We start from the raw sequence: 18,534 nt of genomic DNA, 5'->3' as shown, positions 1-18,534 counted from the left end.
TCAGCAGACACTCGCTCAATAAGCTCACGTGATTTATCAAGTAAAAGCAGTATATAGGAATCAGTATCGGAACATGTTGTCTCCAATTAAACCACTTCAACTTAGCCTAACAGAAGGGCAAAAAAAGGTTCTTGGCGTTGTTCGTCAACACGGTTCTTTGCCCAGAACAAAGATTGCCGAGTTAACAGGGTTTGGCACAGGCTCTGTGACGACTCTTTGTAAAGAGCTATTGAGCTTGCAGCTTATTCAAGAAAGTGAGCGAGTTAAGGGCGGGCGTGGGCAGCCAGCAAAGCCCGTTTCATTGTCGCCTTATGCGGCTTTTACGTTTGGTGTGGCTTTTCATATCGCAAAGATTGACTTAGCGCTTGCCAATTTTACTGGTGAGGTATTGGATCGTGTCGAAATTTTTTACGACGAATCTCAACCTGTAAAGGACACCATTATTCTCATTGAGAAATCGATAGAGAAACTAACGGTAAAGCATAGATTAGTGAATGCTCGAATTCTGGGAATAGGGGTTTCGATGCCTGGTCCACATATGTCTGATGGTAAATGTGTTCACACCATCGATCAGATGAAGCACTGGAGAAATGTTGATTTAGCGGCGTTATTCGGAGACCAGTTCGATTATCCGGTCTGGATCGATAACGACTGTAAGGTGGCTGCAGTCGGTGAATATTATTCCGGGCTTTGGGAAGAGACAAAGCATTTGGTTCTGATAGAAATTGGTCACGGCATCGGCGGGGCTGTGATCATGGATGGAAAACTTTATTCAGGTAGGCACAACAATGCCGGTGAAATTGGAACATTTTTTAATCGGCGTGACAAATTGAGACCGTGCCTTCGAGAACTGATCATTGAACTTCAAGATGCAGGGTTAGATGTAGTGAAGTTGGAAGATATTCCCGACATCTCTCACCCGATTGTCGCGAATTGGATAAAACGCTCAGCAGAACGGTTGATGCCCGCACTACTGCTTACTCTGAGCTGGTTTGATCCCGAGTGCGTTGTTATTGGCGGCACCTCACCGAAGGCAATAAGCGATGCATTGATTAAAGAAATGGATTTAACTACTGAGTGGAACAGCCGCTTTGATTACCCCGTAGCGGAGATCGCGCCTTCTAGAGTTGGAAAGTACTTGTCTTCCTACGGGGCGAGTATGTATCCCGTATTTCAGACTCTTTCTTATCAAACATAGTGCTTTTCTTATCAAGCTTAGTGCTTTTTTATCAAATTCAGTGCTTCCTTTTTCGAAAATAAAAAAGACCCAATGGCAATGCTATTGGGTCTTTCTTCTATGTTAGCTATTTAGCAATTATTCTTAATAAAGTTGATTGCACTTCAATCGGTAAGGGAAAAGTATTTACGCTTTTGCCGTTTCCAAGTTTTCAGCTTTTTTCTCGTTATACATTTTGAGAAGGAAGTATACATTCACACAAGCGATAAATCCGTTGGTAACGACAACAGGCATAGCGTCGATCATTAGGCCATAGCTTGTGAAAAGTGCACATCCAATAAAGTTAAGTACTCGAAGTAATACGATGTCTTTCATCATTAGCGAGATCGCTACCATGATCGACGATGCGTAACCTAAAATTTCTACAGTGCTAAATTCCATTAATTGACCCTCATAGTCTCATCGGTGTTACAGCTACCAATTCTTCTCTTCATGAGATGGTGGGGGTTATCCTTGCCCCGAATGGTCATTTTGTTTAACTATAACAAGAGCTGAATAGGTCTGGAATACAAGGTGTTAAGGAAAGTGAAAGTAAGCGATTACGCAAACGTTAAACGTGAAAAATAAATGTTGTATACCGATTTGTGTTGAACCGAATCAACAAGATTTGGCGTGGAAGTTCTTCGCAGCAAAAAACAAAAACCCCTGCATAGCAGGGGTTCGAAAGCGGTTTGGATAAGCAAGTCGGCTTATTTTTTACCTTGGGTTTGCTTATCTGCTTCTGTTAGCTCGCGGATCTTACGGCTAATGTCGCGGCGAACTTTAGAGATTTCTGCGCTCTTAATGATGTGGTCATCAACGCGATCTTCATAATCGGCTTTCATGTTTTTGATGATAGCGACGATTTCATCAGGCTTCATTTCTGGCTTGATGTAGTCCAATAGGTTTTCTAGTAGATCAACACGCTTAGTGTTATCACGAATTTTCTTATCGTTGTCCTGCAACTCACGCTTTAGTTTGTTTTTACGACGAGCTTGGTTAACGATTTCAAATACGTTGTTCATAGGATTTTTTCCCCAAAATCAAAACGAGTAACTTTTTTTGATTAAAACATAATGCAGGAACGCTTAACAGACTTTAGATCAATCCCTTGCATCTTATGATGAAAATTTAAACATACAATCTGAGAACAGTTGTGTTGAACTCCTGAACCGCTATATCATCTTCCTAAGTATTTAAACAATTACCACGAAACTATGACACCTATTGATGAATGCGACACTAAAGAGAACTGTGCTTCCGCAAGAAGTAAACTGGGTTCCTCGTATAAAACAGGTCGTCAGTTGCAAGAAATTACCGAGATAGAACTGAGCCGAAGTAAAATAGTTGTTCTATCTTTGGATGGCAAGCCACAACGAATTCCTTTGGTCACTAACCACTAGATGAGGGTTAGTATCAGGGGTAGAACAAAAAGGAAGGTTGAATGAGCATTGAATTAAACGCTATTGAAGCTCGCGTGATTGGCTGCTTAATAGAAAAGGAAGTGACTACGCCAGATCATTACCCGCTTACTTTAAACAGCTTAACGTCTGCATGTAATCAGAAGAGCAATCGAGACCCTGTGCTTTCCTTATCTGAAGGTGATGTACAAAACGCGTTGGACTCACTTATACAACGTAGACTCGTGACCGACGAAAGTAGCTTTAACTCTCGTGCAGCGAAGTATCAGCATAGGTTCTGTAATACAGAATTTGGAAGCTTGAAGTTTTCTGCGCAAGAAAAAGGGATAGTTTGCTGCATGCTGCTCAGAGGAGCACAAACGCCAGGAGAACTTCGTACACGCACAAACAGGCTTTGTACCTTTACTGATGTAAAAGAAACAGAGAGTGTGCTGGAAGGGCTTGCTGCGCGTGAAGAGGGGGCGTTAGTTGTAAAACTGCCTCGTGAGCCAGGAAAACGTGAATCTCGCTATCAGCACTTATTCTGTGGTGAAGTTGATATCGAATCTCTTGCTACTGCTTCAATCGAGTCTTCTGGCGATACAACGAGAGTAGATGCGCTAGAAAGTGAAGTGGCTGAGCTTAAATTGGAAATTTCTGAGCTTAAGGATTCTCTTGCCCAGCTTCGAGCGCTAATGAATCAATGATAAGTGAAGACGCTTGGTTTGTTTACCTTGTAAGAGACAAAAACGCGTCTTTGTATTGTGGCGTAACCGATCATGTCATTCGTCGGTTTCGCCAGCATCAACAGGGTAAAGGGGCAAAGTTTTTACGCGGAAAAATGCCCTTAACACTTGAGTGGTTCTATGTTGCAGACTCTAAAAGTGCGGCGTTAAAACTAGAGTACAAAATCAAGCAATTGCCAAAAGTACAGAAAGAAAAACTCGTTTCTGGTGAATCCCTTCTTACTTTCCTAAATTAACATTCTTTTACTTATCCGGTTCAACCTTTCTAAAAGGCGTTATAGATCACATTAAATCGCGGTCGCAACTCAAGTCATACATTACACTAATCTATTGAAAGAGAGATTATCTTCATATCATTTATGAAAATAGTTGAGCTATATAAATAATAATTGGAATAGATTATGAATAACAAAAATGCAGTGGTTTTTGGCTTATCTTTGTTGTCGCTGTCTGTCAGCGCAGCTAATCATGTCGCCGATGGACGTGGAAATGGTATGGGGAATACTGGGGTTGCCTCAGGGGAATACTTAGTGGCTCCATTCTACAATCCGGCGCTTTCTGCGGTCAGTGAAGATTCAGATGACTTTGCTTTGCTTATTCCCGCAGGTGGAGTGAAAGTACGGGATACCGATAACGCAATAGAACTCATTGATGATGTGCAAAATACCTTTGAAAAAGTTCAGTCATCACCTAGCACAGCTTTGCTCCAAGAGCTAAATGGTCAACTAGATTCATTGTCTGGTCACAAGCCCCTTACCGCGTCTGGAAACCTCGGAGTGGCGGTAGCAATTCCTACTCAAGTTGTGTCTGTGAACCTATTTACTGCCGGTTACGTTGAAGTCATTGGGGTAACAAACGTAGCGTCGAAAGTATCTGATGGTCTTACGGATACGACGCAGCGAGTTCAAAACACCGATGTAGATTTGGTTGCTTTTGGTTACACCGAAATAGGGGTAGCGTTAGCTAAGCAACTTAACGTTGGTGGTCAGCAGTTTTCTTTTGGTGTGACTCCTAAGTTTCAAAACCTGACTACGTACTCGCAAAACATTAATGTTAATGACTTCAAAATCAATGACTATGATGAAGGAGAAACAACAGAGTCAGCATTCAACTTAGATTTGGGCGCGGTATGGTTACTCGGAGATAATTTTAGAGGGGCGTTAGCCATTAAAGACGTTCTAAAACAATCAATAACTACTGAAACAAACTTTGTATACGAACTGTCTCCACAGATAACAGTAGGGGGAGCTTTTGTTTCAGAGTTCTTTACCTTGGCAGCAGATGCTGATCTAACGGCTCAAACGCGTTTTGTAGGAGTCGATGATGATACTCAGTTTGTCCGACTCGGAGCAGAAGCGAACGCTTGGGACTGGGCTCAATTACGATTAGGTTATGAGATTGATACCAAAAGTACAGTAGACAATTCTGTCACATTTGGGCTAGGTTTCAGTCCCTTTGATGTGGTTAACATTGATCTCGCAGGTAGTTACGCAGGAAACAATCAGTTTGGCGCTTCAGGCAGTTTAGCTTTCACGTTCTAAATTTTACCTCTAGCAAGTGTCTCACCTGAAAGCCAGTTATAAAACAACATTGGAAATGTAGATTGAATGATCCAAGTTGTTTTATAACTGGCTTTTCTACTGAAAAACGACCAAGTGTGGTATTCATTTTTACAAAAAATAATTGAAGTAATTTCTCCCATTTGCTCTCAAATCAGCAACTTTTAATATCAAAGTTTTGAATGAATAGGGAATGAAAAATCTATCCTAAGATTATTTTTCTCCATTTCTGTATTTATATTAAAGTAAATAACTCTTAATTATATACTCCTTTGTATTTTATAAATAATAGATGTGTTTAACCTAAAATTAATATCTGATGATATAACTGTCACTGTAATTGGATGAAGAATAATGAATTTATTTATTCGCATCTCTTTAATGTGTTTTATAACAATGAATATATATTTTGTGATTTTAAATAATACATCTATATATAACGTTTGTAACCTTATGATTAATATAGGGTTTGATTAAAATCCGCACAATTACGTTTCTAAAATGTAAAATATAAGTTTCTTATTCAGTATTTCGTTAACATAAGTGCATGATATTTGAGATAGTGATCTTGTTTTGGTGATAAACCAAACTTTGTAAGTAGATTTATTAGAAATGTTGCTTATTTTAAATAACAAGAAATAAAAACGTCATAGAATTCTATTAAATTAAAAATAAATCTGAATCTTTGAACGTATTAAATAGATTAAGAATAAATCTCATTGAGACGTTAAAAATAACGTCAGTTGGTTTTGACGTCTTGCGTCACGCTTGTTGTAAGAACGGAGTCATTAATGGAAAAACTCGCTTTGATCACTGGTTCCAAGGGAGGAATCGGGTCGGCTATTAGCACTCAATTGGTTAGTGAAGGTTATCGTATTATTGCGACTTACTACACTGGTAATTATCAATGTGCAAAAGAATGGTTCGATGAGAAGCAATTCACCGAAGAGCAAGTCTTGCTCTTTGAACTTGACGTAACGAACACTGCAGAATGCAGTGAAAGGCTTGAGAAACTTCTCGTAGAGCAAGGTACGCCAGATGTTGTTGTTAATAACGCTGGAATTACCAGAGATGGAGTCTTCAAAAAAATGTCGGCTGACAGTTGGTTCGAAGTTATCGATACCAATTTAAATAGCCTATTCAATGTTACCCAACCTCTTTTTTCTGCAATGTGCGAAAAGGGCGGTGGGCGAATCATCAATATTTCCTCAGTAAACGGTCTAAAAGGTCAGTTCGGACAAGCCAACTACGCTGCTGCAAAAGCAGGGATGATCGGTTTTTCTAAGTCACTGGCTGCCGAAGGTGCGCGTGCAGGTGTAACAGTTAACGTTGTTGCTCCTGGGTACACGGCTACGCCTATGGTGACGGCTATTAGAGAAGACGTACTTGAGTCCATTAAGAGTGGAATCCCAATGAAGAGACTCGCAACGCCAGAGGAGATCGCAAAAGCGGTTAGCTATCTTGCAAGCGACGCAGCTGCCTACATTACCGGTGAAACATTGTCGGTAAATGGCGGTTTGTACATGAGTTAATTCAAAGTTACTAAGGATTCTACAATGGAAAAAGTTTATATCGTCGCGGCAAAGCGTACTGCCATTGGCGCGTTTGGCGGCACTCTGAAAAATACACCTGCTGGTGAACTGGGTGCAGTAGCAATCAAAGGAGCACTAGAAGCTGCCAATGTTCAACCTTCTGACGTTGATGAAGTAATCGTTGGAAATGTAGTTGCTGCTGGTCAAGGCATGAGCATAGGGCGTCAAGCCGCCATTTTTGCTGGTGTGCCAGAAACCGTACCTGCATACACGGTTAACATGGTGTGTGGCAGTGGTATGAAAACGTTGATGGATGCGGCTTCTCATATCCGAAGTGGTGATGCAGAAGTGGTTGTTGCTGCGGGCGTTGAAGTCATGTCACAAATTCCTTTTGCTGCCCCAACAAGCTTACGCCAAGGGCACAAAATGGGTGATCTTAACTTCAAAGATCTGCTTGTTTCAGATGGCTTAACCGATGTTTTCAACCAATACCACATGGGTGTTACTGCTGAAAACATTGCTAAAGAAGTTGGTTTAACTCGTCAGGTTCAAGACGAATATGCGTTGTCGAGCCAACAAAAAGCCGTTGCTGCGATTGAGGCAGGGAAATTCAAGCAAGAAATCGTTCCTGTTGAAGTTAAGAACCGCCGTGAAACGATCACATTTGATACCGACGAATACCCAAAAGTGGATGCAAGCCTAGCTGGGTTGCAAAAACTACGACCTGCTTTCGATAGAGAAGGTACGGTAACCGCTGGCAACGCATCCGGTATTAACGACGGTGCGAGTGCATTGGTCGTTGCATCGGAGTCTGCTGTAAAGCGCTTAAACCTAACACCTCTATGCGAACTGGCTTCTTACGCACAGACAGGTCTAGATCCCAAAGTCATGGGGTTAGGACCGGTTAAAGCTGTGACATCAGCCCTAAGTAAAGCTGAACTTTCTATCTCAGATGTTGATGTGTTTGAGCTAAATGAAGCGTTTGCTGCTCAAGCTCTCGGCGTTGTTCATCAACTTGCTGAGCATCACGAAGTTGAAAAAGACGTGATTCTTTCAAAAGCAAACATGAATGGCGGCGCAATTGCACTAGGTCATCCTCTAGGGGCGTCTGGAAACCGAATCATTGTATCTCTAATCCATGAAATGGAACGTCAGGGCAGCAGCTCAGGTGTGGCATCGTTATGTATTGGCGGTGGAATGGGAACGGCTGTGGTACTTAAACGCAGTTAAAGACTATTTTACTCATTGAGGTTACTGCCTCAAATGAATTGAAATCGATTCACTCAATGGAAAATTGTTTATCAGGAGAGACACCATGTACACAGATATTTTTAAAGCATTCACTGACCAAACTGAAAAAACTTTTGAACCTTACACAAAGTTCAACAAACTAGTCGCAAAAAACGCTGAGGTAGTTACTGAGCTACACCTAAATGCCATTCGCGCATACAGCGAGCTAGGTCTTTCTCAGATGAAAGCAGCAAGTGAAGTAAGAGATGTAACTTCTTTGGCTTCTTTCAGCAACCAGCAGCTATCTGTACTTACTCGCCTTTCTCAGCAGCTAACAGAAGACAGCAATAAACTGCAGTCTATTGCCACTGAATTTAAAGATGATGTTGAGACTATTACTGCAGACAATCTGAAAGCTTCTACTCCAGCTTAAGATGATGGCGCCACCCTATTGGGTGGCGTTTTTTTGATCCGATTAAAGGGTTTTATCATGTTTCAAAACTTCTTATCGGACTACCTTGTTAAGCTCCAAGAGAGCAACCAGCAATGGTGGAAAGATCTTGAGCAAGGCAAGGCAGCCGTAAACACTCCTCTAAACAAGGCAATGCAAGAAATCAGCCTTGAAGACACCACCGAATTACTAGAAAAAGCCGCTCAACAACCAGCAGCAATGCTGGAAGTTCAGACCAAGTGGTGGGAGCAGCAACTGGAAATTTGGCAAAAAGTAGCACTCCAAGCCAACCAAGGTTCGGTTATAGAATCTGAAAAAGGCGACAAACGCTTTCAGGACAAAGCGTGGCAAGAAGACGCTTATTACAACTTCATTAAGCAATCTTACTTACTCTTCAGTCGTACCTATATGGACACGATTGACGCAGTTGAAGGATTAGACGAGAAAACCAAAGAAAGGTTGAATTTCTTTTCTCGTCAAACGATTAACGCAATGTCACCAAGCAACTTTATCGCAACTAATCCAGAGTTACTGAAACTGACGATGGAGAAGAATGGCGAAAACTTGGTAACAGGCCTTCAGCACTTCAGAGAAGATGTTGAAGCAAGTGCAGACATCCTTAAAATTCGCATGACCAATACCGATTCATTCCAAATCGGTGAGCATGTCGCTAATACCAAAGGGGAAGTGGTTTTCCAAAATGAGCTATTTGAGCTCATTCAATATTGCCCTCTTACTGAGCAAGTCAATGCGACACCGCTACTAATTGTTCCACCATTCATCAATAAATATTACATTCTTGACCTACGAGAGAAAAACTCATTGGTTAAGTGGTTGCTTGAACAAGGCCACGCCGTTTTCATGATGTCTTGGCGCAATCCAGGTCCATCACAGGCAAACGTTGAGTTTGGTGATTATGTTACCGAGGGTGTCGTAAAAGCAGTCAATGCCATTGAATCTATTACAGGTCAGGAGCAAATTAATGCTGCTGGGTATTGTATAGGTGGAACGGTATTAGCATCTACAGTTGCTTACTATGCCGCGAAAAGAATGAAAAAGCGCATCAAATCTGCGTCTTTCTTTACGACGTTATTGGACTTCTCGCAACCAGGTGAAGTGGGTGCGTATATCAATGACACTGTAATTCAAGCGATTGAAGCCCAGAACAATCTGCAAGGTTACATGGATGGGCGTTCATTGAGCGTAACATTCAGTCTATTGCGTGAAAACAGCCTATACTGGAACTACTACGTTGATAACTACCTAAAGGGCAATAGCCCTGTAGACTTCGATTTATTGTACTGGAACAGTGATAGTACAAATGTGGCGGCTAAAACACACAATTTCCTTCTTCGTCAGCTTTATTTAGAGAACAAGCTTGTTAAAGACAAAGGCGTAAAAATTGGCGGTGTATGGATTGATCTGAATAAAATCCGCATCCCAAGCTACTTTATCTCCACGAAAGATGATCATATTGCTCTGTGGCAAGGCACTTATCGTGGTGCACTTAACACTGGCGGAAACAAGACGTTTGTACTTGGTGAATCAGGTCACATAGCGGGTATTGTTAACCACCCCGACAAGAAAAAGTACGGGTATTGGACAAACGATAATCTTGATGACAGCGCTGAGGAGTGGATGACAAATGCTGAACATCATGATGGCTCATGGTGGCTGCATTGGAACAAGTGGTTGTTGAGCTTTAACCCAGAAGAACAGCGCGAGCCATTTAGCATAGGTAATGAAGACTACCCAGTACTGGGACTAGCTCCTGGAAACTATGTAAAACAAACGCTGCCAGTGATTGAAGACATAGTAAAAGAGAAAGACGCGGAAACCGCTTAATATCTCGAAAAAATAATACTAACAACACAGTTGGCTTAAAACAAAAACTCCCACAATAGTGGGAGTTTTCTTTTTTAAGCCATACAGGCTTCAGCAAGAAAAGGTTTCTATCAATTTACTTTTTTATCTTTTCCAAGTGATAGTAGCCATAAAGATACGGCTGCGACCCCTAGGAAACCACCAATAATGATGACTGGCATTGCAGAATAGCCCAACATATGCCAGATAATTGATTCTAAATTACTCATTTAAATCTCCTTATTGCCAGCCTTCTACGCCGTGCATATCTGGTAATTTGTGCGCGATACCTTTATGGCAATCGACACATGTCTTTTCACCAGAAGCCAACGCCGTTGAGTGCTGGTTGGCACTTCTTGTGCTTTGCTCAGAGAAGTCCATAAACTCAAATTCGTGGCAATTTCGGCATTCCAAAGAGTCGTTGTTCTTAAATCGAGACCACTCTCTTTCTGCAAGGTAAGCTCGGCGATCTTGAAATTTCTCAGGTGTGTCAATTGTCTTTAACACAAAGTGAGCAAACAACTCTTTAGATGCTTGAACCTTGCGGACAATTTTGTCACCCCAATCATGGGGGACGTGACAATCAGAACAGATAGCACGAACACCAGAACGGTTAGAATAGTGAATAGTTTCTTGAATTTCAGCTACGATTGGTGCGTGGCAACCAGAACAGAACTCTTCCGAGTTTGTGGCTTCCATACCCGTGTTGAACGCTCCCCAAAAGAGTAAACCACCGGCAAAACCCATAAAAAGCACAACCCCTACGGCTGCTTTACTAGGGCTTATCAGTCTCTTCCAAAACGCTTTTAGTATTTTCATAATTCGCCTCTTATGGAGTGACTAATCACTTGTTCAGTGAGTCGACACTCTTAAACTCGTTTTCTACAAGCGGCTTTGCGTTTGCTTGAGGAACATGACATTGCAAGCAGAAGTAACGTCTTGGTGACATGTCTGCCAGCACGGCATCTTCGCGGTTTACGTAGTGGGTGACACTGACCTTCGTTGCGCCCATTTCTTTTGCATTTTTCCAACTGTGGCAAGCGAGGCATTTATTGGCGTTCAAAGATACTTCATAACCACGAATGTTATGAGGGATCAATGGTGGTTGATAAACATAGCTGCTTTCCAGAACTTGTTCCCGTGGGAACTTTTTAAAATCGTCTGCTGGGCGAGTTGTTTCCAATTCGCTTACACCGCGAAGGGATTCGACACCTCCGATTCCGCCTGGGTTTTCAAGTTCAGCAACCGCTGTTCCACTTAAAACTGCGCCCACCGACAGCAGTGTTAACATGAGTTTTTTCATTCTAAATCTCCGCCTTGTGGCTAAATTCTGATCAGACCGCCGCAATGGCGGTCAGTGCTACCTTTCGAATTTGCGTTACGCAATCTTGGTGATCTTCACCGGACATTTCTTAAAGTCGGTTTGCTTCGATAACGGATCGGTCGCGTCAAGAATCAGCTTATTGATTAGGATTCTAGCGTCGAAGAAAGGCACAAATATCAAGCCCTCTGGTGGGCGATTTCGACCTCGGGTTTCTACCCGCACTCGAACTTCGCCACGTTTGTTGGACATAAGAACCTCTTCGCCACGGCGAAGACCACGCGCTTTTGCGTCAGCAGGGTGGATGTAACAAACGGCATCAGGTGCTGCTTTGTAGAGCTCTGGTACTCGTCTTGTCATTGTGCCTGTGTGCCAATGCTCAAGAACTCGACCAGTACATAACCAAAGATCAAATTCAGAATCAGGTGTTTCAGGTGGAGCTTCGTAAGGCGCGGAAATGATCAGTGCTTTACCATCTGGTTTACCGTAGAAATCCCATCCAGATCCTTTTTTCGCATATGGGTCGGAGCCTTCTTTATAACGCCATAACGTTTCTTTGCCATCGACGACTGGCCAGCGAAGACCACGAACTTGGTGATAAACATCATACGGTGCGAGGTCGTGACCGTGATCGCGCCCGAATTCCGCGTATTCTTCAAACAGACCTTTTTGTACATAGAAGCCGAAATGGTGCGCATCGTCATTTAACTCACGAGCTTCCTCTATTGGGTATTTATCTACCTGCCCATTAGCAAACAACATGTCGTACATGGTTTTGCCTTTGTATTGAGGCGCTTGGGCTAGCATTTCCTCGGTCCAAACTTCTTCCATTTTGAAGCGTTTAGAGAATTCCATTACCTGCCAAAGGTCAGATTTTGCCTCGCCGACGGTGTCAACCTGTTGGTACCAAGCTTGAGTACGACGCTCTGCGTTTCCGTACGCGCCTTCTTTCTCAATCCACATAGCTGTAGGTAAGATAAGGTCGGCAGCTTGAGCCGTTGCCGTAGGGTAGGGGTCTGAACACACAATAAAGTTTTCGGGGTTTCGGTAGCCAGGAAGGCGCTCGTTGTTGATGTTTGGACCCGCTTGCATGTTGTTGTTACACATTACCCAATAAGCATTTAGCTTACCGTCTTTTAGCATGCGGTCTTGAAGAACAGCGTGGTATCCAGGTTTTGGTGGAATAACACCAGGAGGAATGTTCCAAATCTTTTCTGCGTATGCGCGGTGTTTAGGGTTAGCAACCACCATATCAGCAGGCAGGCGGTGAGCAAACGTACCAACTTCACGCGCTGTACCACATGCTGAAGGTTGACCGGTTAGCGAGAAAGGGCTGTTACCCGGCGTCGAGATCTTGCCCGTAAGAAGGTGGATGTTGTAGATCAAGCTGTTCATCCAAACGCCACGAGTATGCTGGTTCATACCCATCGTCCAAAGTGACATCACTTTAGTGTCTGGGTCGGCATACTGTTTAGCCAACTCGATGAGTTTTTCTTGTGAAACTCCAGACATTTCAGATGCTTTTTCAACGGTATAAGGAGCAACGGATTTTTTGTATTCTTCAAAGGAAATAGAACTCATTTTCCCTGAATTAGGGTTTTGAGCTTTCATTTGTAGAGGATCGTCATCGCGCAATCCGTAACCGATGTCTGTCGTCGCTTGCTTGAAATTGGTGTGTTTGTTAACAAAATCCCAGTTAACAGCATCATTTTCGATAATGTAATGTGCAATAAAGTTGGCGATAGCAAGGTCTGATTGCGGTTCAAATATGTAGCCTTTGTCCGCAAGCTCAAATGAACGATGGTAATAGGTGGAAAGGACGTTAACTTTGACGTGTGGAAAGCTTAATCGGCGGTCGGTAATACGTGTCCAGAGTACTGGGTGCATTTCAGCCATGTTTGAACCCCACAGTACGAAAGAGTCTGCGTGTTCAAAATCGTCATAACATCCCATTGGCTCATCGATACCGAATGAGCGCATGAACGCACCAACGGCAGATGCCATACAGTGACGAGCATTGGGATCAATGTTGTTTGATCTCAGACCCGCTTTCATCATTTTGGCTGCCGCGTAGCCTTCCATTACTGTCCATTGACCAGAACCAAACATTCCGACACCAGAAGGACCTCGCGTTTTCAGCGCATCTTTCCACTTTTCTGCCATGATATCGAAGGCGGTATCCCAAGAAACTGGCGCAAAATCGCCGTCTTTGTGGAATTTTCCGTCTTTCATTCGCAGTAGAGGTTGGGTAAGACGATCCTTTCCGTACATGATTTTAGAGAGGAAGTAACCTTTGATGCAGTTAAGACCTTTGTTCACAGGTGCCTCTGGGTCACCCTGAGTTGCGACCACTTTGCCGCCCTGAGTTCCCACTAATACTGAACAACCCGTTCCACAAAAACGACAAGGTGCTTTGTCCCATGTGATTTTAGTTTGATCGGAGCTGGCAATCAGATTGGTGGCCGATGCAGGTAGTGTTACACCTGCGACGGCTGCTGCCGATGCTGCTGCATTTGCTTTCACAAACGCACGTCTTGTCATTTTCATACTTCACCCTCTAATTGGGAATGTTGCGTTCCAGTGTTTTCATCCTTGTCGTCTAGGTCAGTTTCGATTTGGTGATAAACCAAAACTGTGCTCAGGACGTCCGGCAAGTTATTAATCGCGTCAATGGTGTCTGTGATGAAGCCTTGGTTTTCTGTTTCCAAAACCACCACAATTTTCCCTTCAGGGCTGTCTCCAAAAACTTCTGCATTTTCAAATTCTTCGATTCGAGACTTTGTCTGTGACAGATGTTCTGGTGACACATGCACCACTAAGCTGGAAATATGCACTTCATTTAGTGACATAGTTATCTCTCGTTATTTTGTATGCTCACATTGATGGATGAAGTAGGGCACACAGAAACGCACGCACCACAGCCATTGCACTCATCAAGGTTTAATTCGGGTTGGGCGACCTTACCTACAGCGAGTTTGAATTGAATCGCCATGGTTTCGCATTGGTCACCGCAAGATCGACATTCGACATTTTTGGAGGCAAGACAATCTTTATTGATGATTGCTTTGGCTTGCCATGCCATTTCATTCTGGCTAAGAAAAAGAGGTTCTGGACATACGTCGGCGCATTGATAACAAAACGTACATTCACCAAGATCGAAATCAATGGTTGGAAATCCGCCACTGCCGTGCTTGATGATTTGTGTTTCGCATTCATTTACACACTTATTGCAGCGTGTACACTGGTCGGTAAATTCGACAGCGCCACTCAACCAAGGCAGCCGAGGGTGAGTATCAGCTTCTTGCTTTCGTGAAAAAAAACGCCTGCGGAATTGATCAACCAAAACAACCTCTTATATAAGCCATTAAAATCTGTTAACAGATCTTCATTACTACACATAAATAGTTTAGTTTTAGTCACAATTGATTAAATAACCCTAAAGGGGTAATCAGAGTCTAAACTGTTTTAGATCAATAAAAATATCAACAATTCAAGCGCTAATGGTTATGAGATGGTTGGCAATTTGTTCAAAATAACTGGTTCACTAAGATTTCTACCGAGGATATTGTTTTGAACTTGGAATCGAGACGAGAAAACAATTTTGTTTAAGTTACCCAAAAAACCTGTGACAAGCACCGTCGCACAAGCCTTGTTACTCATCCTGTTGCTCTCGATTACGACAACGAGTTTTGCGATTCTAACTTTGGCATCGAGTTTGAATGATGCGGAAGCGGTAAATGTTGCCGGATCGATGCGAATGCAAAGCTATCGGCTCGCGTACGACATTCAAAGTAATTCACTTGATTTCAATTTGCACGTTGAGCAATTTGAAAGTTCTTTGTTCTCACCTTCAATGTCGGCCCTTCGGCACTGGACGGTTCCAGCGGATATTCAGCAAGAATATATGTTGATCATACAAAGATGGCAGCAGCTCAATACCTTGCTACATTCCCAACAGAATGACGTGTATTTAGGTCAGGTCGCCGATTTTGTAGAACAGATCGACGAATTCGTGTTTGGGTTACAAGAATACTCAGAACAGAAGTTGATTACGCTATCGTGGATAGGTGGTGTGGGGTTAGGTGGTATCCTCATTATTTCGACGTTTGTTGTGCGTTACGTGAGAAGAGAAATAGTTAACCCACTAAACAGGTTAAGCCATGCGAGCTACGAGATTCAAAATAGGAACTTTGATGTGGCCCTTCACGTGTCTGGGGATAATGAGCTATCTCGACTAACGGAAACATTTAATTCAATGGCCACCGAGTTAGGGCACCTCTATCGTGGTTTAGAAACCGCAGTGGAAGAGAAAACTCACCGATTGCGCCATGCTAATCAGTCGCTGCAAGTGCTGTATCACTGCTCACAAGCACTTAACGTTTCTCGGATTACAAAAAGTCACATCGAGAAAGTCATTGATTTTATGTTCAGTTTAGAGGGTGTCGCTGCGGTAAAGTTGACGTTAGGCGATCCACAGCAAAGCGAAGTCATCGAAAGAGGTATGGCTAAGCCAAATAACAAATGGAATTGTACAACGCTAGAATTGGATAATCAGGTACTGGGAACACTAGAAACTCAGTTTATGCTGCCGTGCCCCGATCAAGAATTGATAAACAGCATCATTCAAGTACTCACTCAAGGTATCTATTACTCTCAGACTCAAAAACAAGAAGAATACCTCATTCTAATGGAAGAGAGGGCAACGATAGCACGTGAACTTCATGATTCACTCGCTCAATCCTTATCTTATCTCAGGATTCAAGTAAGCTTACTAAAGAGAATGCTTAACAGTGAATCAGATAAGAAACGAGCCGCACTGCCGTCCATTATATCGGATATTGATAGTGGGCTGACGGGGGCTTATACCCAACTTAGAGAGTTGCTGAATACGTTTCGCCTTTCAATTAAGGACGCGAATTTTGATGAAGCGCTTATTCAAATGATCATTCCACTGAGAGAGCAAACGAATTCTATTATTACTGTTAACAACCACGTCGCCTCATTAAATCTTAAAGCCAATGAACAAATCCACGTACTTCAATTAGTTCGAGAGGCTGTTTTGAATGCAGTGAAGCATGCCAAGGCAAAACACATAGAAGTTAACTGCACAAAGTCTGACAACGAAATGCGGGTTATAGTAGTGGACGATGGTATTGGCTTTGATGTTAAGCATCAAAAGCTGAATCATTATGGGTTAAGCATTATGGAAGAAAGAGCAGGCAGGCTCAACGGGCGTATAGAGATAGAAAGCGAACCAGAGAATGGTTGCAAAATACAATTAACTTACACTGTAAAAGAGGATCAAAATGACGATCTGTAATGTACTCATCGTTGACGACCATCCTTTGATGCGCAAAGGGATCGCTCAACTACTGAGCTTTGAAGACGAATTTAGTGTAGTGGGTGAGGCAAGTAATGGTTCTGATGCACTTGCTATTGCTTTAAAAGTACAACCAGATTTGATTTTGCTTGATCTTAATATGAAGGGCATGTCGGGTCTTGATACCTTAAAAGCTCTTCGATCTGAAGACATAGAGGCTCGAATTGTGGTTTTAACGGTATCTGATAGTCCAAATGACATTGATGTTATGGTTAAAGCAGGTGCCGACGGTTATTTGCTGAAAGATACTGAACCAGATGATTTGATTGCGTTGATTAAAGAATCCATGTCCGGTAGCCAAATTTATAGCGAAGAAGTTCGTAAATATTTAATCGAAAGAGGTGATAAACCATCTGTAATGGACCTATTAACGGACCGTGAACAACAGATTCTGCAAGAAGTCGCTAAGGGTTTTCGCAATAAACAAATAGCAGATAGTTTGTTTATTTCAGAGTCCACAGTGAAAGTTCATATGAAAAGCTTGCTAAAAAAACTAGAAGTGCCCTCCAGAACAGCGGCTACCATTCTCTATTTAGAGCATTTTGGTGATCCTAGGTAGCAAAATACCAATGCAATATGATGCATTTTCTTCGAACCGTGCCAGACTTTACCATGAATTGCGTTAAGGATAAGCAGTCAGACTTATCCTAAGCAATTGCGATATAAATTCTTTTTTACATCAACTATATTATCGTGAGGCATCACGCAAATTGGTGATTAAGATATGAAATTGCAACATCTTTTGGTTGGCACCTTAAGTTTGGCTTTAACATCCGGCTTAAATGCAGCACAAGCTCTCAATGGCTATTGGGAATACAGTGATTATTTAAAAACATTTCCTGAACAGCAGGGGCTCGTGAGGAATTTTAGTGAGGTCGTTCGCTCTGAGCCAACGCCTCTCGCAGTAAGACAAACGAAACCAGTAACGATTTCCGTTATCTATCCTGGCGAACAAGTCTCAGATTATTGGCGACGTAACATCACCGCGTTTAGTAAGCGTATGGATGAGTTGGGTATTGATTACCAAATTAACAAAGTATTCACGCGTCCTAATGTCGATATTAGGCAACAAAGTGCTTCGTTGATGGAGGCAATACGCAACAAATCCGGGTATTTAATCTTTACGCTTGATACTGGTCGTCACCGGAAATTCATTGAGCACGTCCTAAACAGCCCCGACACAAAACTCATACTTCAAAACATTACCACTCCACTTAAAGCATGGTCTCAGAACCAGCCTTTCATGTATGTAGGGTTTGACCACGCAACAGGTAGCCGCGCACTCGCAAGCCATTTTAAATCCCGTTTTCCTCGCGGTGGCGACTACTCTGTACTCTTCTTTTCGCAAGGTTATATAAGTGCTGCACGCGGCGATACATTTATTGAAGCGATGAGTAATGAAGGTGAGGCGTATCAATTACGTTCGTCATTTTACACAAAAGCAAGTCGTCAAAGTGGGTACGAAGCAGCGAAAAATGCACTTAGTCAAGGTGATAATCTGTCCTTTATCTACGCGTGCTCTACCGATGTTGCGCTGGGTGCTACCGATGCAATTAAAGAGCTGGGTCGCAAAGATATCGTAATTAACGGCTGGGGCGGTGGAAGTGCGGAGCTTGAAGCGATACAAAAAGGTGAATTGAATGTTACCATTATGAGAATGAACGATGATACAGGTGTTGCGATGGCGGAAGCCATTAAAATGGACCTAGAGGATAAACCTGTCCCAACCGTTTATTCTGGAGATTTTGAGATAGTAACCAGTCAAGACAGTGAAGAAAGAATACAAGAATTAAAGCTTCGTGCTTTCAGATATTCTGACTAATGGAAAAGCTGAGC

The 18,534-nt window shown here is 42.5% G+C and carries 20 protein-coding genes; 12 read left to right on the top strand and 8 right to left on the bottom strand.

The features are described 5' to 3' along the window. Positions 1–73: 73 nt before the first annotated feature. Positions 74–1,198 carry an ROK family transcriptional regulator gene (locus tag CW749_RS19555; protein WP_101113962.1) on the top strand — a complete coding sequence of 375 codons (1,125 nt, stop codon included), beginning with the start codon at positions 74–76 and terminating at the stop codon, positions 1,196–1,198. Between the two features lie 165 nt (positions 1,199–1,363). On the opposite strand, the gene CW749_RS19550 is transcribed toward CW749_RS19555, so the two are convergent. Together CW749_RS19550 and CW749_RS19545 are read right to left on the bottom strand one after the other, a co-directional pair. Beyond that, positions 1,364–1,618, bottom strand: coding sequence for a YgjV family protein (locus tag CW749_RS19550; protein ID WP_101113961.1), 255 nt, complete (start codon positions 1,616–1,618; stop codon positions 1,364–1,366). A 308-nt stretch (positions 1,619–1,926) separates the two neighbouring features. After that, complete coding sequence (locus CW749_RS19545; protein ID WP_101113960.1) at positions 1,927–2,241, bottom strand: DUF496 family protein; 315 nt, start codon at positions 2,239–2,241, stop codon at positions 1,927–1,929. A 192-nt stretch (positions 2,242–2,433) separates the two neighbouring features. Here CW749_RS19545 and CW749_RS19540 point away from each other — a divergent pair, with 192 nt between their 5' ends. From CW749_RS19540 to phaC, 8 genes are all read left to right on the top strand, one after another. Continuing rightward, positions 2,434–2,619: a hypothetical protein gene (locus CW749_RS19540; RefSeq protein ID WP_101113959.1), complete on the top strand. Its 186-nt coding sequence runs from the start codon at positions 2,434–2,436 to the stop codon at positions 2,617–2,619. Between the two features lie 41 nt (positions 2,620–2,660). Beyond that, entirely contained in the window at positions 2,661–3,323 is a 663-nt protein-coding gene (locus CW749_RS19535) for a YceH family protein (RefSeq protein WP_101113958.1), read from the top strand. Further along, positions 3,320–3,598: a GIY-YIG nuclease family protein gene (locus tag CW749_RS19530; RefSeq protein WP_101113957.1), complete on the top strand. Its 279-nt coding sequence runs from the start codon at positions 3,320–3,322 to the stop codon at positions 3,596–3,598. Before CW749_RS19535 ends, CW749_RS19530 begins: the two co-directional genes overlap by 4 nt. Before the next feature lie 165 nt (positions 3,599–3,763). Further along, positions 3,764–4,903 carry a conjugal transfer protein TraF gene (locus CW749_RS19525; RefSeq protein ID WP_101113956.1) on the top strand — a complete coding sequence of 380 codons (1,140 nt, stop codon included), beginning with the start codon at positions 3,764–3,766 and terminating at the stop codon, positions 4,901–4,903. A gap of 809 nt (positions 4,904–5,712) precedes the next feature. After that, positions 5,713–6,453 carry an SDR family oxidoreductase gene (locus CW749_RS19520; RefSeq protein WP_101113955.1) on the top strand — a complete coding sequence of 247 codons (741 nt, stop codon included), beginning with the start codon at positions 5,713–5,715 and terminating at the stop codon, positions 6,451–6,453. 24 nt (positions 6,454–6,477) lie between these two features. Next, a complete protein-coding gene (locus CW749_RS19515; protein WP_101113954.1) occupies positions 6,478–7,683 on the top strand; it encodes an acetyl-CoA C-acetyltransferase in 1,206 nt (401 codons plus the stop codon). A gap of 85 nt (positions 7,684–7,768) precedes the next feature. Then, complete coding sequence (locus tag CW749_RS19510; RefSeq protein WP_101113953.1) at positions 7,769–8,116, top strand: phasin family protein; 348 nt, start codon at positions 7,769–7,771, stop codon at positions 8,114–8,116. A 57-nt stretch (positions 8,117–8,173) separates the two neighbouring features. Continuing rightward, on the top strand, positions 8,174–9,979 hold the full coding sequence (gene phaC, locus CW749_RS19505; protein ID WP_101113952.1) for a class I poly(R)-hydroxyalkanoic acid synthase: 1,806 nt from the start codon (positions 8,174–8,176) through the stop codon (positions 9,977–9,979). 110 nt (positions 9,980–10,089) lie between these two features. Here the strand turns inward: phaC and CW749_RS19500 are convergent, their stop codons facing one another. From CW749_RS19500 to napF, 6 genes are all read right to left on the bottom strand, one after another. Beyond that, positions 10,090–10,227, bottom strand: coding sequence for a TIGR02808 family protein (locus tag CW749_RS19500; protein WP_101113951.1), 138 nt, complete (start codon positions 10,225–10,227; stop codon positions 10,090–10,092). A 10-nt stretch (positions 10,228–10,237) separates the two neighbouring features. Next, on the bottom strand, positions 10,238–10,816 hold the full coding sequence (locus CW749_RS19495) for a NapC/NirT family cytochrome c (protein ID WP_101113950.1): 579 nt from the start codon (positions 10,814–10,816) through the stop codon (positions 10,238–10,240). Between the two features lie 25 nt (positions 10,817–10,841). After that, positions 10,842–11,300, bottom strand: a complete 459-nt coding sequence (locus CW749_RS19490; RefSeq protein WP_101113949.1) for a nitrate reductase cytochrome c-type subunit — start codon at positions 11,298–11,300, stop codon at positions 10,842–10,844. Between the two features lie 75 nt (positions 11,301–11,375). Beyond that, on the bottom strand, positions 11,376–13,865 hold the full coding sequence (gene napA, locus CW749_RS19485; protein WP_101113948.1) for a periplasmic nitrate reductase subunit alpha: 2,490 nt from the start codon (positions 13,863–13,865) through the stop codon (positions 11,376–11,378). After that, positions 13,862–14,167 carry a chaperone NapD gene (locus tag CW749_RS19480; RefSeq protein WP_101113947.1) on the bottom strand — a complete coding sequence of 102 codons (306 nt, stop codon included), beginning with the start codon at positions 14,165–14,167 and terminating at the stop codon, positions 13,862–13,864. Before CW749_RS19480 ends, napA begins: the two co-directional genes overlap by 4 nt. A gap of 2 nt (positions 14,168–14,169) precedes the next feature. Next, positions 14,170–14,661, bottom strand: coding sequence for a ferredoxin-type protein NapF (gene napF / locus CW749_RS19475; RefSeq protein WP_101113946.1), 492 nt, complete (start codon positions 14,659–14,661; stop codon positions 14,170–14,172). Positions 14,662–14,919: 258 nt separating this feature from the next. Between napF and narQ the strand changes: the two genes are divergently transcribed. From narQ to CW749_RS19460, 3 genes are all read left to right on the top strand, one after another. After that, complete coding sequence (narQ, locus tag CW749_RS19470) at positions 14,920–16,638, top strand: nitrate/nitrite two-component system sensor histidine kinase NarQ (protein WP_101113945.1); 1,719 nt, start codon at positions 14,920–14,922, stop codon at positions 16,636–16,638. After that, entirely contained in the window at positions 16,625–17,257 is a 633-nt protein-coding gene (locus CW749_RS19465) for a response regulator (protein ID WP_101113944.1), read from the top strand. The genes narQ and CW749_RS19465 overlap by 14 nt, the downstream gene beginning before the upstream one ends. A 165-nt stretch (positions 17,258–17,422) precedes the next feature. Continuing rightward, complete coding sequence (locus tag CW749_RS19460; RefSeq protein WP_101113943.1) at positions 17,423–18,520, top strand: autoinducer 2-binding periplasmic protein LuxP; 1,098 nt, start codon at positions 17,423–17,425, stop codon at positions 18,518–18,520. Positions 18,521–18,534: the final 14 nt, after the last annotated feature.

Origin of the sequence: Vibrio sp. vnigr-6D03 (genome assembly GCF_002835515.1) — a bacterium.
Lineage (GTDB): Bacteria > Pseudomonadota > Gammaproteobacteria > Enterobacterales > Vibrionaceae > Vibrio > Vibrio penaeicida.
Note: the sequence above shows the minus strand (reverse complement) of the source record. Positions and strands in the feature narration are given on the sequence as shown.

Coding starts and splice junctions, on each gene's coding strand:
- CW749_RS19555 (WP_101113962.1), top strand. CDS start 74: ATGTTGTCTCCAATTAAACCACTTCAACTTAGCCTAACAGAAGGGCAA.
- CW749_RS19550 (WP_101113961.1), bottom strand. CDS start 1,618: ATGGAATTTAGCACTGTAGAAATTTTAGGTTACGCATCGTCGATCATG.
- CW749_RS19545 (WP_101113960.1), bottom strand. CDS start 2,241: ATGAACAACGTATTTGAAATCGTTAACCAAGCTCGTCGTAAAAACAAA.
- CW749_RS19540 (WP_101113959.1), top strand. CDS start 2,434: ATGACACCTATTGATGAATGCGACACTAAAGAGAACTGTGCTTCCGCA.
- CW749_RS19535 (WP_101113958.1), top strand. CDS start 2,661: ATGAGCATTGAATTAAACGCTATTGAAGCTCGCGTGATTGGCTGCTTA.
- CW749_RS19530 (WP_101113957.1), top strand. CDS start 3,320: ATGATAAGTGAAGACGCTTGGTTTGTTTACCTTGTAAGAGACAAAAAC.
- CW749_RS19525 (WP_101113956.1), top strand. CDS start 3,764: ATGAATAACAAAAATGCAGTGGTTTTTGGCTTATCTTTGTTGTCGCTG.
- CW749_RS19520 (WP_101113955.1), top strand. CDS start 5,713: ATGGAAAAACTCGCTTTGATCACTGGTTCCAAGGGAGGAATCGGGTCG.
- CW749_RS19515 (WP_101113954.1), top strand. CDS start 6,478: ATGGAAAAAGTTTATATCGTCGCGGCAAAGCGTACTGCCATTGGCGCG.
- CW749_RS19510 (WP_101113953.1), top strand. CDS start 7,769: ATGTACACAGATATTTTTAAAGCATTCACTGACCAAACTGAAAAAACT.
- phaC (WP_101113952.1), top strand. CDS start 8,174: ATGTTTCAAAACTTCTTATCGGACTACCTTGTTAAGCTCCAAGAGAGC.
- CW749_RS19500 (WP_101113951.1), bottom strand. CDS start 10,227: ATGAGTAATTTAGAATCAATTATCTGGCATATGTTGGGCTATTCTGCA.
- CW749_RS19495 (WP_101113950.1), bottom strand. CDS start 10,816: ATGAAAATACTAAAAGCGTTTTGGAAGAGACTGATAAGCCCTAGTAAA.
- CW749_RS19490 (WP_101113949.1), bottom strand. CDS start 11,300: ATGAAAAAACTCATGTTAACACTGCTGTCGGTGGGCGCAGTTTTAAGT.
- napA (WP_101113948.1), bottom strand. CDS start 13,865: ATGAAAATGACAAGACGTGCGTTTGTGAAAGCAAATGCAGCAGCATCG.
- CW749_RS19480 (WP_101113947.1), bottom strand. CDS start 14,167: ATGTCACTAAATGAAGTGCATATTTCCAGCTTAGTGGTGCATGTGTCA.
- CW749_RS19465 (WP_101113944.1), top strand. CDS start 16,625: ATGACGATCTGTAATGTACTCATCGTTGACGACCATCCTTTGATGCGC.
- CW749_RS19460 (WP_101113943.1), top strand. CDS start 17,423: ATGAAATTGCAACATCTTTTGGTTGGCACCTTAAGTTTGGCTTTAACA.